15 protein-coding genes and 1 other RNA gene are annotated in these 14,166 nt (G+C 63.5%); 7 read left to right on the forward strand and 9 right to left on the reverse strand.

Annotated features, from left to right (window positions below; genetic code table 11):
• Positions 1 to 106 precede the first annotated feature (106 nt).
• Together ACFPQ5_RS17180 and ACFPQ5_RS17185 are read left to right on the forward strand one after the other, a co-directional pair.
• Positions 107 to 328 carry a TIGR04438 family Trp-rich protein gene (locus ACFPQ5_RS17180; protein WP_379758333.1) on the forward strand — a complete coding sequence of 74 codons (222 nt, stop codon included), beginning with the start codon at positions 107 to 109 and terminating at the stop codon, positions 326 to 328.
• Between the two features lie 80 nt (positions 329 to 408).
• Entirely contained in the window at positions 409 to 1,581 is a 1,173-nt protein-coding gene (locus ACFPQ5_RS17185; RefSeq protein ID WP_379758336.1) for an ATP-binding protein, read from the forward strand.
• A gap of 4 nt (positions 1,582 to 1,585) precedes the next feature.
• Here ACFPQ5_RS17185 and ilvD read toward each other — a convergent pair whose 3' ends face one another.
• Positions 1,586 to 3,271 carry a dihydroxy-acid dehydratase gene (gene ilvD / locus ACFPQ5_RS17190; protein ID WP_379758339.1) on the reverse strand — a complete coding sequence of 562 codons (1,686 nt, stop codon included), beginning with the start codon at positions 3,269 to 3,271 and terminating at the stop codon, positions 1,586 to 1,588.
• 116 nt (positions 3,272 to 3,387) lie between these two features.
• Between ilvD and ACFPQ5_RS17195 the strand changes: the two genes are divergently transcribed.
• Together ACFPQ5_RS17195 and lgt are read left to right on the forward strand one after the other, a co-directional pair.
• Positions 3,388 to 4,278: a LysR family transcriptional regulator gene (locus tag ACFPQ5_RS17195; protein WP_379758342.1), complete on the forward strand. Its 891-nt coding sequence runs from the start codon at positions 3,388 to 3,390 to the stop codon at positions 4,276 to 4,278.
• Positions 4,279 to 4,280: 2 nt separating this feature from the next.
• Positions 4,281 to 5,108, forward strand: a complete 828-nt coding sequence (gene lgt, locus ACFPQ5_RS17200) for a prolipoprotein diacylglyceryl transferase (protein WP_379758345.1) — start codon at positions 4,281 to 4,283, stop codon at positions 5,106 to 5,108.
• Positions 5,109 to 5,147: 39 nt separating this feature from the next.
• On the opposite strand, the gene ACFPQ5_RS17205 is transcribed toward lgt, so the two are convergent.
• The 8 genes from ACFPQ5_RS17205 to ACFPQ5_RS17240 form a co-directional block, all read right to left on the reverse strand.
• Positions 5,148 to 5,951 carry a sulfite exporter TauE/SafE family protein gene (locus ACFPQ5_RS17205; RefSeq protein ID WP_379758348.1) on the reverse strand — a complete coding sequence of 268 codons (804 nt, stop codon included), beginning with the start codon at positions 5,949 to 5,951 and terminating at the stop codon, positions 5,148 to 5,150.
• A gap of 162 nt (positions 5,952 to 6,113) precedes the next feature.
• Positions 6,114 to 6,506: a hypothetical protein gene (locus tag ACFPQ5_RS17210; RefSeq protein WP_379758351.1), complete on the reverse strand. Its 393-nt coding sequence runs from the start codon at positions 6,504 to 6,506 to the stop codon at positions 6,114 to 6,116.
• On the reverse strand, positions 6,503 to 6,817 hold the full coding sequence (locus tag ACFPQ5_RS17215; protein ID WP_379758354.1) for an autorepressor SdpR family transcription factor: 315 nt from the start codon (positions 6,815 to 6,817) through the stop codon (positions 6,503 to 6,505). The genes ACFPQ5_RS17210 and ACFPQ5_RS17215 overlap by 4 nt, the downstream gene beginning before the upstream one ends.
• Before the next feature lie 70 nt (positions 6,818 to 6,887).
• Complete coding sequence (locus ACFPQ5_RS17220) at positions 6,888 to 9,797, reverse strand: hybrid sensor histidine kinase/response regulator (protein ID WP_379758357.1); 2,910 nt, start codon at positions 9,795 to 9,797, stop codon at positions 6,888 to 6,890.
• Positions 9,798 to 9,901: 104 nt separating this feature from the next.
• Positions 9,902 to 10,369: an EVE domain-containing protein gene (locus tag ACFPQ5_RS17225; protein WP_379760145.1), complete on the reverse strand. Its 468-nt coding sequence runs from the start codon at positions 10,367 to 10,369 to the stop codon at positions 9,902 to 9,904.
• 74 nt (positions 10,370 to 10,443) lie between these two features.
• A non-coding RNA gene (gene ssrS / locus ACFPQ5_RS17230) (6S RNA) lies at positions 10,444 to 10,625 on the reverse strand.
• Between the two features lie 46 nt (positions 10,626 to 10,671).
• Complete coding sequence (locus tag ACFPQ5_RS17235; protein ID WP_379758360.1) at positions 10,672 to 10,983, reverse strand: cell division protein ZapA; 312 nt, start codon at positions 10,981 to 10,983, stop codon at positions 10,672 to 10,674.
• A complete protein-coding gene (locus ACFPQ5_RS17240) occupies positions 10,980 to 11,225 on the reverse strand; it encodes a hypothetical protein (RefSeq protein ID WP_379758363.1) in 246 nt (81 codons plus the stop codon). The genes ACFPQ5_RS17235 and ACFPQ5_RS17240 overlap by 4 nt, the downstream gene beginning before the upstream one ends.
• 377 nt (positions 11,226 to 11,602) lie before the next feature.
• On the opposite strand from ACFPQ5_RS17240, the gene groES reads away from it, so the two are divergent.
• The 3 genes from groES to ACFPQ5_RS17255 all read left to right on the forward strand — a co-directional run bounded on the left by groES (position 11,603) and on the right by ACFPQ5_RS17255 (position 14,091).
• Positions 11,603 to 11,893, forward strand: a complete 291-nt coding sequence (groES, locus tag ACFPQ5_RS17245) for a co-chaperone GroES (protein ID WP_056341632.1) — start codon at positions 11,603 to 11,605, stop codon at positions 11,891 to 11,893.
• Positions 11,894 to 11,928: 35 nt separating this feature from the next.
• Positions 11,929 to 13,575, forward strand: coding sequence for a chaperonin GroEL (gene groL, locus ACFPQ5_RS17250; protein ID WP_379758367.1), 1,647 nt, complete (start codon positions 11,929 to 11,931; stop codon positions 13,573 to 13,575).
• A gap of 96 nt (positions 13,576 to 13,671) precedes the next feature.
• Entirely contained in the window at positions 13,672 to 14,091 is a 420-nt protein-coding gene (locus tag ACFPQ5_RS17255; RefSeq protein WP_379758370.1) for a hypothetical protein, read from the forward strand.
• Positions 14,092 to 14,166: the final 75 nt, after the last annotated feature.

The following is a 14,166-nucleotide window of genomic DNA, read 5'->3' on the forward strand; positions in this document are numbered from 1 at the left end:
CTGTAACCTCGCTTACGTTTTGTGGTTGTACGGTTTCCACGGCCTCGCCATATTTTGCCACAGAGCACTAATTTGTTTGTAAGATGGCCGGATTCCGGAGAACCCTATGCCATTGATCCTGCTGATTGCCGCGCTCGTCGCGCTGCGTTTTTTCGAAGTCTGGCGCTTCGCCGACCTGTCCTGGTGGTGGATCGTCGGCCTGATGGTGTTCGCCTTCGTCTGGTTCGAATACGTGGAGCCCCTGCTCGGCTGGGACAAGAAGAAGGCCCACGATGAGGATGACAAGCGGCGCAAGGCGCGCGTCAAGAACTCCTTCGACAAGCGCTAATCTTTCCTACTAGCAAACTAAATTCGACGCGGATAGCCTTTATGTAGAATGAATGACCACGCTACATACGGGAACCGCGCATGCAGGATGTGTTGACCAGCCACTGGACCGAGGAACAAGCCGCGGCGCTGACGCGCCTGATGCTGGAGGACACGCACCAGTACGGCGTCATGTTCTACGACATCGAGCGCCGCATCACGGGCTGGAACGAAGGCGCCTGCACCATCACCGGCTGGACGGCGCAGGAGCTGCTGGGCCAATCGATCGCGACGATCTTCGTGCCCGAAGACCGCGACCGCAAGCTCGACGAACACGAAGCCAACATGGCGCGCCTGCTCGGCGCCGGCGAGGACGAGCGCTGGCACATGCGCAAGGATGGTTCGCGCTTCTGGGCCAGCGGCGTCAGCATCATGCTCAAGGATGAGGCCGGCCAGCCCTCCGGCTTCGTCAAGATTTTTCGGGACGCCACCCACCTGCGCGCGCGCATGAAATACCTGGAAAACATCCTGCAGGACTGCAACGCCCGCCAGAGCGAAAAGGATGTGTTCATCGGCACCATCGCGCACGAGCTGCGCAATCCCCTCTCACCGCTGAAGACGGCGCTCGAACTGCTGAAACGCTCGCCCGAGCAGCATGCGCGCTTCGAATACCCGATCAAGATCATGGACCGCCAGGTCGGCTTCCTCGAGCGCCTGGTGGAAGACCTGGTCGACCTGACGCGGGTCCAGTCCGGCAAGATGAGCATTGCCTACGAGACGGTCCAGCTGCAGGACTTCATCCAGGAAGTGCTCGACACCTGCTGCCCGGCGGCCCAGGCCAAGAGCCTGCACGTGCGCTCCATCGTGCCTTCGGTGCCGATCGAGATCGAAGTCGATCCGCGCCGCCTGCAGCAGGTGATGGCCAACCTGCTGAACAATGCCATCAAGTACACGCCGAACGGCGGCAGCATCTGGCTGAAAGCGACCACCGACCAGACCCATTTCCTGTGCTACGTGAAGGACAATGGCCAGGGCATCAGCCCGGAGCTGCTGCCCCACATTTTCAATGTCTTTACCCAGGCCGAGGATGCACGGGCAGGCCGCGGCGCCGGGCTCGGCATCGGGCTGGCCGTGGTGCGCGAGATCGTCAACCTGCACCAGGGGACGGTCGAAGTGCGCAGCGAGGGGCCGGGCAAAGGGAGCGAGTTCAGCATTCGCATTCCTCTGAAAAGGCCGACAGGATCGGAACCGGAACCGCTGGACGGGCACCAATAAGCCTTTACCCCGTCACCGCCCCCTTGCTCGCGCTCGATGCCAGCGCTGCGAACTTGGCCAGCACCCCGCGCGTATAACGTGGCGCCGGCCTGGTCCAGGCGGCGCGGCGGCGCGCCAGTTCCTCGTCCGCCACGTTCAGCTGGATCAGCAACTGGTTCGCATCGATCGTCACCGAATCCCCTTCCTGCACCAGCGCGATCGTGCCGCCCTCGAAAGCTTCCGGCGAGACGTGTCCCACCACCATGCCCCAGGTGCCGCCCGAAAAGCGGCCGTCGGTGATCAAGCCTACCGATTCCCCGAGTCCCTTGCCGATCAGCGCGCCGGTCGGCGCCAGCATTTCCGGCATGCCCGGGCCGCCCTTGGGACCGAGATAGCGCAGCACCAGCACGTCGCCGGCCTGGATGCGGTCGCCGAGGATGGCGTCCATGGCCGAATACTCGTCGTCGAAGACCCGCGCCGGTCCCGTGATCGCGGGATTTTTCAGGCCGGTGATTTTCGCCACCGCCCCTTCCGGCGACAGATTACCTTTTAAGATGGCCAGGTGGCCCTGGGCATACAGGGCCTGGGAGATGGGACGGATCACGTCCTGGTCCGCGCGCGGGACGCTCGGCACCTCGGACAGTTCCTCGGCCAGGGTGCGGCCGGTGATCGTGATGCAATCGCCATGCAGCAGGCCGGCATCGAGCAGCAGTTTCATCACTTGCGGCACGCCGCCCGCCTTGTGCAGGTCGGTAGCGACGTACTGGCCGGAAGGTTTCAGGTTGCAGATCACGGGCACCTTGCGCCGCACGGCTTCGAAGTCGTCCAGCGTCCACGGCACGTCGGCTGCGTGGGCAATGGCGAGATAGTGCAGCACGGCGTTGGTCGAGCCGCCCGTCGCCATGATCAGCGACACCGCGTTCTCGATCGATTGTCGGGTGATGATGTCGCGCGGTTTCAAATCGCGCTTCACGGCCTCGACCAGCACGCGCGCCGACTCCGCGCAGGACGCTACCTTTTCGTCGTCCGGATTGGCCATGGTCGACGAATACAGCAGCGACATGCCGAGCGCCTCGAAGGAGGACGACATCGTATTGGCCGTGTACATGCCGCCGCAGGAGCCGGACGAGGGACAGGCGTTGCGTTCGATGCCCTCGAAATCTTCCCGGCTCATGCGCCCGGCCGTGAATTCGCCCACCGCCTCGAAGCTCGAGACGATGGTCAGGTCCTTTCCTTTCCAGTGCCCCGGCTTGATCGTGCCGCCATATACATAAATGCCGGGCACGTTCGCGCGGGCCAGTGCGATCATCCCGCCCGGCATGTTCTTGTCGCAGCCGCCGATCACGACGACGCCGTCCATCCATTGGCCGTTGACGCAGGTTTCGATGCAGTCGGCAATCACTTCGCGCGAGATCAGCGAGAACTTCATGCCCTCGGTGCCCATCGACATGCCGTCGGAAATGGTCGGCGTGCCGAACACCTGCGGATTGGCGCCGCTGGCCTTGACGGTGGCGACCGCGGCGTCGGCCAGCTTTTGCAGGCCGGAGTTGCAGGGCGTGATGGTCGAGTGAGCGTTGGCGATGCCGATCATCGGCTTGCCGAAATCCTCATCGCGATAGCCCATCGCGTAGTACATCGAGCGGTTCGGGCTGCGGGCGACGCCTTCGGTAACGTTGCGGGAACGGCGGTTGTAGCGCGGTTGGTCGGCCATGATGCACTCCCTGGAAGCGGTCTTGTGAGCATGCCTTGCGCGATCGGGAGCGTCAAATATAAGATTGATATGCGAAACATATCAGTCTTATAAAATCCAATGGAAATGAATATCGAATGAATCTCGAATTACGCCAGCTGCGCTATTTTCTGACCGTGGCCGAAGAGCTGCACTTCGGCCGCGCCGCCGAGCGCCTGCACATGACCCAGCCGCCGCTGTCGCAGACGATCGCCGCGCTGGAAGAGACCCTGGGCGCGCCGCTGTTCCTGCGTACCCGGCGCCAGGTCGAACTGACGCCGGCCGGCGCCGCCCTGCTGCCCGAGGCGCGCCGCCTGCTCGATGGCGCCGCCGGCCTGCCGGAGCTGGTGCGCCGCGCCGCTGCCGGCGAATCGGGACGCCTGGCGCTCTCCTTTGTCACGCCGGCCGACTACAGCGTCCTGCCCGGCCTGCTGCGCGACTACAGCGCGGCCTACCCGAACGTGCACCTGGTGCTGCAGGAAGCGACGACCGATGTGCAGGTAGACGATCTCCTGCATGAACGCATCGACGCCGGCCTCTTGATCCCGCCGCTGTCGGAAAAGGCGCAGGCCCAGCTGGACTACATGAAAGTGCTGGAAGAACCGCTCGTCCTGTGCGCGCCTGCCGGCCTGCTGCCCGCCGGCCGCAAACCGGTCGATCTGAAAACGCTGCGCCACCTGCCCCTGATCATTTTCCCGCGCAAGAGCGCACCGGCCCTGCACGACGCCATCCTCAGCTGCTTCCACGAGGCTGGCCTGTCGCCGGAGATTGGCCAGGAAGCGATCCAGATGCAAACCATCGTCAGCCTCGTCTCCGCGGGCATGGGCTTGGCACTTGTGCCACAATCCGTGTCGAACCTGATGCGCCCCGGCGTAGAATACCGTGCCCTGGCCGGCCCCACGCCGCTCGTAGAACTGGGCCTGGCCTGGCGCCGCGACAATGTCTCGCCGGTGCTGCGGGGCTTTTTGGAATTACTGAGGAAAGAATAGATATGCTGGTACACCCGAATCCGGATCCGATCGCCTTCTCGCTCGGCCCGGTCGACATCCACTGGTACGGCCTGATGTACGTGGTCGCCTTCGCCCAGTTCCTGATCCTGGGCCGCGTGCGCGTGAAACAGGCGCACATCGCCGCGCAGGGCTGGAAGAACGAGGACCTGGACGACATGCTGTTCTACGGCATGCTCGGGGTCGTGATCGGCGGGCGCCTGGGCGAAGTGCTGTTCTACCAGCCGGCCCATTTCTTCGCCAATCCGATCGAGATCTTCCAGGTCTGGAAAGGCGGGATGTCCTTCCACGGCGGCTTCCTCGGCGTGCTGATCGCGATGGCGCTGTGGGCGCGTAAAGCCGGACGCAACCTGCTCGACGTCTACGACTTCATCGCCCCGATGGTCCCGCTCGGCTACGCGGCCGGGCGCCTGGGCAATTTCATCAACCACGAATTGCCGGGCCGCGTCGCCGATCCGAGCCTGCCCTGGGCGATGCTGTGGCCGAACCCGAACGGGGTCGGTTACCTGGATACCCTGCGCCATCCGTCGCCGATCTATCAGATGCTGATCGACGGCCTGCTGGTGTTCCTGATCCTGTGGCCCTTCGCGCGCAAGGCGCGTCCACGCCTGGCAGTCGGCGCCATGTTCACCCTGCTGTACGGCTGCGCGCGCTTCTTCACCGAATGGTTCCGCGTGCCGGACTGGGAGACGACGGTGGCCGGCCTGCCGATCACCTCGGGACAGGTGCTCTCGCTGCCGATGATCGTCGCGGCGCTGATCATGCTGGCCTGGGCATACTCTCGTGACGGCAAACAAGCCGTACGAGCATAAACGACAACGGCGCCCAGGGCGCCGTTGTCGTTTAAGGGCTTACGTGGCCGCTTTCCAGAACATGTAGGTCGCCAAGGCGTACAAGAGCACCGCAAACACCTTCTGCAACTGGCGCACCGGCATCCGGTGCGCGGTCCGCGCCCCCAGCGGCGCCGTCATCACGCTGGCCGCGACGATGATCGCGAGCGCCGGCAAATAAATGAAGCCGAGCGAATAATCCGGCAGTCCCGGCTCGCCCCATCCATAGAACACGTTCGCGATCGTGCCCGCGAAGGCGATCGGAAAACCGAGCGCCGCGCTGGTGGCGACCGCATTGTGGATGCGCACGTTACACCAGGTCATGAACGGCACCGACACGAAACCGCCGCCCGCCCCCACCAGTCCGGCCAGCACGCCGATCACGCCGCCCGCCGTAAACATGCCGGCCGTTCCCGGCAATTCGCGCGCCGCGGCCGGCTTTTTATTGATCAGCATTTGCGTGGCCGAGAAGGCGACGAAGGCGCCGAAGAACCAGGCCAGCGTCGATGCATCCATCTGCTTGCCGATCCACGGTCCGATCGTCGAACCGACCAGGATGCCCGGCGCCAGCAGCGCCACGATGCGCCACACGACGGCGCCATGCTTGTGGTGCGCGCGCACCGAAGACAGCGAGGTGAACATGATGGTGGCAAGCGAGGTGGCGATCGCCATGTGCACCACCAGCGCTTCGGGCACGTCGCGCGCCGTGAGCACCATGGTGATGAAGGGTACCAGGATCATGCCGCCGCCGATCCCGAGCAGGCCGGCAGCGAAGCCGCCGAAGCAGCCCATGCCGAGCAGGGCCAGGATCATGAACGGGTCCATGCGGCCTCCCCTGCGCAATGGAGCACGCAGGCACGGCCTGCGGCGGGAGAAAACATCAACGGTGAAGCCATCGGCCAGCCTTATCGAACGGATGAGACCAGCATACTAGCCGAATGCGGGTGCAGCCGTGCGACGCTGCCCGGATTCAGTCGCCGCTCGCGGTCAGGCCGCAGTCGACCGGACGCCGAAGCAGCGCAGCAGGGCCGCGGCCAGGGCCACGGCCAGCAGCGTGCCGCCGACCAGATACATGCTCGCCAATGGCGCGAGCAGCATGGCGAGCATGTAGCCGAGGCCGCCCAGCACCAGGCTCCAGCCGGCGAAGCGGCGCGCGGCCTGCTCGGCGGCGGGGGAGCAGCGCAGCCGCGCCAGTTGCGTGAGCGACTTCGGAAGCACGTTCGCGTAGACCACGACGATGAAACCGAGCAGCGCGCCAAGCAGGCGCTGCGCCCACTCGGGCGACAGGTATTCGGGCGCCGCCCATTTCAGTACGGCAGCGCCGCCGATGATGATTGCTGCGCCCAACACAGAACGGCCCAAGGGGAAAGCTCGCTTCATGACTTCTCCTGTTTCGATTCGACTTCGGAAAGGCCGGCTTCCGGCCGCGTGACCTGCAATCCAAACGTTTGCGCAAAAGCGAGTAAGGCTTCCTCCAGTACCGACAGCTTGAGGCGGTAGGTGACGTTCCTGCCCTGCTTCTCGGCCTCGATCAGGCCGGCATTGACCAGCACGGCGAAGTGGGCCGACATGGTCGGCTTCGAGACGTCGAACATGTCGGCCAGTTCCCCCGCGCCGATGGGTCCGGCCTGCAACAGTTGCAGGACCTTGCGGCGGGTCGGATCGGACAGGGCTTTGAAGACAGTGCTCATGGAATCGATTATTAGCTAATCATCTAACTATCGTCAAGCACTTTCGCGCAAGGCAGCGGATCGGCAACGCTTACGCGAGGATGCGCTTGAGATCGGCCGGCGAGAAGGGCTTGGGCAAGCTGGCCGCGCCCAGGGCCTGCGCTTCGTCCAGGTGTCCATAGCCGGTCGCGACCACGATCTTCAGGTCCGGCCTGCCCTGCCGCGCGCGCCGCGCCAGTTCGATTCCGTTCATGTCGGGCAGCTCGTAGTCCGTGATGAAGACGTCGTAATGGTTGCGCTCCAACAGGGCCAGCGCATCGGCCGCGTTGGCCGTACCGTCGACGCGCTGGTTCAGCATTTCGAGCAGCGCGCAGGTCGTGGCCAGCAAATCCGGGTCGTCGTCGACGAACAGCACGCGCCGGGTGGCGCCGACGCGTTCGAGCGGCGCGGGCGCTTCGGTGCGCGTGGCCTGGAGCGGTTCCCTGGACAGCATCTGGCGCAGCTTGCGCGCCAGCTGGTCGCGCGCGTAGGGCTTCGACAGCAGCTGCACGCCCACATCGAGCTTGCCGTCGTGGACGATGGCGTTCTGGGTATAGCCCGAGGTGAACAGGACTTCGATGTCCGGATGGAGCAGGCGCGCCTGGCGGGCCAGCTCGGGGCTGCGCAGTTCGCCCGGCATGACGACGTCGGTGAACAGCAGGTCGATCGGCACGCCGCTGCCGAGGATCGCCAGCGCGGCGGCCGCATGGTCGGCCTTCATGACCTTGTAGCCCAGGCTGCGCAGCATTTCCACGACGGTGGCCTGGACCGCGAGATCGTCCTCGACCACCAGGATGGTTTCGTTGCCGCCCGTGACAGGCCCACCCTTGGCGACCGGCTCGCTCGCCTCGGCCTTGTAGGAGCGCGGGAAATACATCTTGATCGTGGTGCCGTGTCCGACTTCGGTATAGATCTTGAAGTGGCCGCCGGTCTGCTTGACGAAGCCATAGGCCATCGACAGGCCCAGGCCGGTGCCGCGGCCTTCCGGCTTGGTCGTGAAGAAGGGTTCGCAGGCGCGTTCGAGCACATCGCGGCTCATGCCGCAGCCGTTGTCGGAGACCGCGATCATGACGTACTGACCGGGCGTCAGGTCGTGCTGGTTCGCCACGTATTCGTCGTCGAGCATGGCGTTGCCCAGTTCGATCGTCAGCTTGCCGCCCGAGGGCATCGCGTCGCGCGCATTGATCGCCAGGTTCAGGATCACGTTCTCCAGCTGGTGCGGATCGACGCAGGTGTTCCACAGCCCGCCGCCGCGGATCGTCTCCACCGCGACCGTCTCGCCCAGCGCCCGGCGCAGCAGCTCTTCCATCTGCTGGACCACGCGCGCCGGATTGATCACCACCGGCTGCAGCGGCTGGCGGCGCGCGAAGGCAAGCAGCTGCGAGGCCAGCTTCGCGCCGCGCTCCACGGCGCCGGAGGCGGTGTCGATCTGCTTGACGGAGCCGCCCTCGCGCAGCGCGGCGTCGCGCAGCAGCTGCAAATTACCGCCGATAACCTGCAGGATGTTGTTGAAGTCGTGGGCCACGCCGCCGGTCAGCTTGCCGATCGCTTCCAGCTTCTGCGAATGCAGCAAGGCCGCCTGCGCGTTCTGCAGTTCGGCGGTGCGTTCCTCGACCAGGCTTTCCAGGCCCTTCTGGTACTTCTGCACTTCATCGGTAGCCAGCTTCTGTTTGGTGACGTCGCTGCCCTGCACGAAGATGCCGGTCGAGCGGCCTTGCGCGTCGAGGATGGGCTGGTAGATGAAATCGATGAAGCGCGTGACGATCTTGCCGGGCTCCTCCTGCAGCTCGAGCTGCACGCTCTGCCCGACCACCGGCGTTCCGCTCTGGTACACCTTGTCGAGCAGTTCGAAGAAGCCCTGGCCGTCGACGTCGGGCAAGGCTTCGCGCACGCCGCGTCCGATCAGCTCGCGTTCGCCGGTCAGCTTGCGGTAAGCCTCGTTGGCCAGCTCGAAGACGTGCTCGGGTCCCTTCAGCACGCAGATGAAGCCGGGCGCCTGTTCGAACAGGCTGTGGAAAAAGGCGTTGCTCAGCTGGAGCGCATTGGCGCGCGCCAGCTGGGCGCGCGCTTCTTCGAGAGCCGCCGTACGGGCCTGGATCGTCTGTTCCAGCTCGGCCTGTTTCGCGGCGAGGTTGCGGGTATTGATGACCTGCTCGGTCACGTCGCTGCCCTGCGAGACGATCCCGAGTACCTGGCCGTTCTCGTCGAAGATCGGCTGGTAGATGAAGTCGATGTAGCTGGCGACCGGCTCGCCGTCGGTCGAATGCACGGTGAGCGGCACGCCGCGGCCGACATACGGCTTGCCCGATGCGTACACGCCGTCGAGCAGTTCGTAGAAGCCCTGCCCGGCCAGCTCGGGCAGCGCCGCCCGCACCGGCTTGCCGATGATGTCGCGGTAGCCGGCCAGGCGATGGTGGGCGTCGTTCTGCAGCTCGTACACGTGCTCCGGGCCGCGGAAGAAGCAGACGAAGCCGGGCGCCTGTTCGAACAGGCGCAGCAGGTGCGTGCTCTGTTCGGTGCGCGCCTGCAGCAGCGCATCCTGGGCGCGCCGTTCGCGCTCGCGCGCTTCGCGCGTGCGGGTGACGTCGCGCGTCACCTTGCCGAAGCCGATCAACACGCCGTCGTCGTCGTACAGCGGATCGAGCACGACGTGGGCCCAGAAGCGGGTTCCGTCCTTGCGCACGCGCCAGCCGGTAATCTCGAACACGCCGGCCGACTGCGCGGCCGCGAGCGCCTGCTGCGGCAGGCCCGCCTGGCGGTCTTCCTCGGTATAGAAGCATTCGAAGGAATGCCCGATGATCTCCTCGGCCGTATAACCCTTGGCGCGCTGGGCGCCGGCATTCCAGGTCGCCACCCGGCCGTCCGGAGACAACATGAAGATGGCAACATCCCGGATCTTGGCGACCAGCGTGGAGGTCAGGTTGGCTTCGAGTGCAGCGAGCGAGGGCGATGCCGATGACATTGCAGGATCCGACAAGTAGAAAATGCAAATTCTATGTCAAACCGTATTTCTCCGGCGTTCTTGACGTGCAACTTTTCATTGGCCGCGGCAAGCCGGCGGCCTCCTTAGCCCGGCGCGCGGATCGTCTCGAGAATCGCATTCCATTGAGCGGCCGTCACCGGCGAAATGGACAGCCGGCTGCCTTTCTGCAGCAGGACCATGTCTTCCAATGCGGGCATGCTGCGCATGTCGGAAAGCGGCAGATAACGGCCCTTCTCTTTTGCCTGCACGTCGACCGATATCCAGCGTGGCTGCGCCTGGGTCGCTTTCGGATCGAAGTATTTGCCGGCGCTATCGAATTGGCTCGCATCCGGATAAGGGCCGCTCACGACTTCTGCAATCCCCGCGACACCGGGAACCGCGCAACTGGAGTGATAAAACAGGATGCCGTCGCCGACCTGCATCGCATCGCGCATGAAATTACGGGCCTGGTAGTTGCGCACGCCGAACCAGGCGACAGTCTGTCCGGGCGCTGCGAGAACGTCGTCGAAACTGACTTCATCGGGTTCGGATTTCATCAACCAGTAGCGCATCTGCTTGGGACTCCAAAAATAAGCGGGCATAAAAAAACGGCTGCGTGCATTTGCCCGCAACCGCTTTCATGGAATGTAGCCCCGCCTGTGCCGTTTTTTGCCGGCATCCCGAACCTGATGGCTCAAGGTGGTCACAGTCAGTCCAATTTCGGGTTCGTCGATCTAGCGACGCTCACGCCCATCAAACACTATCCCGCAACCTATGCATGTAAATGGTTCAAGGAATATATGGCAATCTCGAACACCGCAGGGTGCCTCGCAGTTTACTCGCTTGAGGCTTCATGTCAAACGAATTTGGCCGCTCAGGACAAATTTTCTTGCGGTGCCAGGGCCTGGTCGAGGACGCTGTGCATGACCTCGAGTTTTTGTTTCACTTCGAGCATCGTCATGTCCGACAAGGGTCCCTGCGGCGACTTGACCGACAGGAATTCTGCCGCCACGCTGAGCGCGGCCATGACCGCGATGCGGTCGTTGCCCTTCACTTTCCCGGAGTCGCGCAGCGCGGTCATCTTGCCGTCGAGGTAGCGCACGGCATCGCGCAGCGTCGCCTGCTCGCCTTCCTTGCAGGCCAGGCGGTAGGGCTGGCCCATGATCGTCACATCCAGGTAAATCATCGGGCGGCCTCGGCATCAACGGGTTCGGCGTCTTCGTCTTCCTCTTCTTCCGGCGCCGGCAGTTGCTCGATCACGGCTTCGACCCGGTGCTGGACTTCGGTCAGGCGCTCGAGATAGGCCATGTTCTCTTCGCTCAGCAGCTTGTTGGTCTGCTGCAGGAGCGCGTTCTCGCGGCGCAGCGATCCGACCAGCGCAGCAAGGCGCTCGATTTTGTCGGATAGGTCTTGGAATTCGGAAATCATTCGTAACTATAGGTCTGATATGGTTTGACAGTCAACATGATAGCGTGTCATGCGACTTGACTGGATTTCTTAACACTTTGATCCCGATCAATCGCCCGCCAACAGTGCGTCAAGCCCCGCGCCATCGGTGCTAGTCTCTCCGCTTTGTCTTCGCGCCATGGCGAACTGGCAACTCATCCACCAGGCATGGTTTGAGCACGATCAGCTCAATGCAGTTTATTTCGCAACATGGCCGCTTGAAATGCCCCATTATCGTCCCTATAATTAGCACTCGTTAGATGAGAGTGCTAACAACCTCTTCCAGGCCGCGGCGCAGATGCGACGCGGCACACAACGCAAACAAAGCTAGTCCAAACCACTGAATAAAGGAGTTTTGCATGAACCTTCGCCCTCTGCACGATCGCGTTATCGTGAAGCGTCTCGACCAGGAAACCAAGACTGCCTCCGGCCTGATCATTCCTGATGCAGCCGCCGAGAAACCAGACCAGGGCGAGATCCTGGCTGTCGGCAACGGCAAAGTCCAGGACAACGGTCAAGTCCGTGCACTGGAAGTCCAGGTTGGCGACCGCGTCCTGTTCGGCAAGTATTCGGGCCAGACCGTCAAGGTCGACGGCCAGGAACTGCTGGTGATGCGCGAAGAAGACATCATGGCCGTGCTGGTCAAGTAATCCTCCCCTCAGAAACTCTCTCGGAGAAATAAAAAATGGCAGCTAAAGAAGTTATTTTCGGCGACGCAGCGCGCGCCAAGATGGTTGAAGGCGTCAACATCCTCGCCAACGCAGTCAAAGTCACCCTGGGTCCTAAAGGCCGCAACGTCGTGCTGGATCGCGCCTTCGGCGCACCGACCGTCACCAAGGACGGCGTCTCGGTCGCGAAAGAGATCGAACTCAAAGACAAGCTCATGAACATGGGCGCGCAGATGGTCAAGGAAGTCGCCTCTAAAACCAGCGACAACGCCGGCGACGGCACCACCACCGCGACCGTGCTGGCACAAGCCATCGTGCGCGAAGGCATGAAGTTCGTTGCCGCCGGCATGAACCCGATGGACCTGAAGCGCGGCATCGACAAGGCCGTCGCCGCCACCGTCGAAGAACTGGCCAAGATCGCCAAGCCATGCACCACCTCGAAGGAAATCGCGCAAGTCGGCGCGATCTCGGCCAACTCGGACTACTCGATCGGCGAGCGCATCGCTGAAGCGATGGAAAAGGTCGGCAAGGAAGGCGTCATCACCGTCGAAGACGGCAAGTCGCTGAACGACGAACTCGACATCGTCGAAGGCATGCAGTTCGACCGCGGCTACCTGTCGCCTTACTTCATCAACAACCCGGACAAGCAAGTCGCCATCCACGACAATCCGTTCGTCCTGCTGTGCGACAAGAAGATCTCGAACATCCGTGACCTGCTGCCGGTGCTGGAGCAAGTTGCAAAAGCCGGCCGTCCGCTGGTCATCATCGCCGAAGACATCGAAGGCGAAGCGCTGGCGACCCTGGTCGTCAACAACATCCGCGGCATCCTGAAGACCGTTGCCGTCAAGGCTCCTGGCTTCGGCGACCGTCGCAAGGCCATGCTGGAAGACATCGCTGTCCTGACCGGCGGCCAGGTGATCGCCGAAGAAGTCGGCCTGACCCTGGAAAAGGTCACGCTGGCGGAACTGGGCCAGGCCAAGCGTATCGAAGTCGGCAAGGAAAACACCATCATCATCGACGGTGCAGGTTCGGCTGAAAACATCGAAGCGCGCGTCAAGCAAGTGCGTATCCAGATCGAAGAAGCGACCTCGGACTACGACCGCGAGAAGCTGCAAGAGCGCGTGGCCAAGCTGGCCGGCGGCGTTGCCGTGATCAAGGTTGGCGCTGCCACCGAAGTCGAAATGAAGGAAAAGAAAGCACGCGTGGAAGACGCGCTGCACGCCACCCGCGCCGCGGTTGAAGAAGGCATCGTGCCAGGCGGCGGCGTCGCCCTGCTGCGTGCCCGCGCCAACCTGCAAGTGCAAGGCGACAATCCTGACCAGGAAGCCGGCATCAAGATCGTCCTGCGCGCAATGGAAGAGCCGCTGCGCATGATCGTCCAGAACGCAGGCGAAGAAGCATCGGTCGTCGTCTCGGGCGTGCTGGCCGGCCAGGGCAACTACGGCTACAACGCCGCCAACGGCACCTACGGCGACATGGTCGAAATGGGCGTGCTGGACCCAGCCAAGGTCACCCGCTCGGCACTGCAGAACGCAGCGTCGATCGCCGGCCTGATGCTGACCACCGACTGCATGGTCTCGGAAGTCGTCGAAGACAAGCCGGCCGGCGGCATGGGCGGCATGGGTGGCATGGGCGGCATGGGCGGTATGGACGGCATGATGTAAATGCCGCATCCGGGCGCCGGTTCGCCGGCGTCCTGCTGCACAATCAAGCCTGCAGGGTTCGCGCCTTGCAGGCTTTTTTACTTTTTGGAGAAGACGATGCCTACTGTGGATGCAAACGACCTCGAAGACGCGGTGCTGATCGTGTCCGAATCGGGCACCTCGGACCAGGCCTGGGTATCCCTCGATACGGGCCAGGTGCTGATCCGCTCGGAGATGGTGGACGAGGAACTGGCGCCTTTGCCGGACGATATCGATACTTCGCCGCGCTACGTTCCGGTGCCGCATATGCGCACGCTCGACCTCGGGCTCGAACTGGTTTTCGATTTTGCCGATGCGGCGATGCCCGACGACGCCGATGGCGTGCGCCAGATGTTCAAGCGCTCGGAGGCCTACCGCCACTTCTCCGAGCTGGTCGAGGAGCGCGGCTTGACGGACCGGTGGCATGATTTTCGGGAAGCGCAGACGCGGGCCGTGCTGGCGGGATGGTGCGAGGAGAACGGCTTACAGCTGGGCTAAAAATCGGCGGGCATGCCCGCCCTACGACACCCGTGGCCGAGGTGCACCGTAGGGCGGGCTTGCCCGCCGAATGGA

The sequence above is a fragment of the Massilia suwonensis genome (genome assembly GCF_042655665.1).
Classification (GTDB): Bacteria; Pseudomonadota; Gammaproteobacteria; order Burkholderiales; family Burkholderiaceae_D; genus Telluria; species Telluria suwonensis.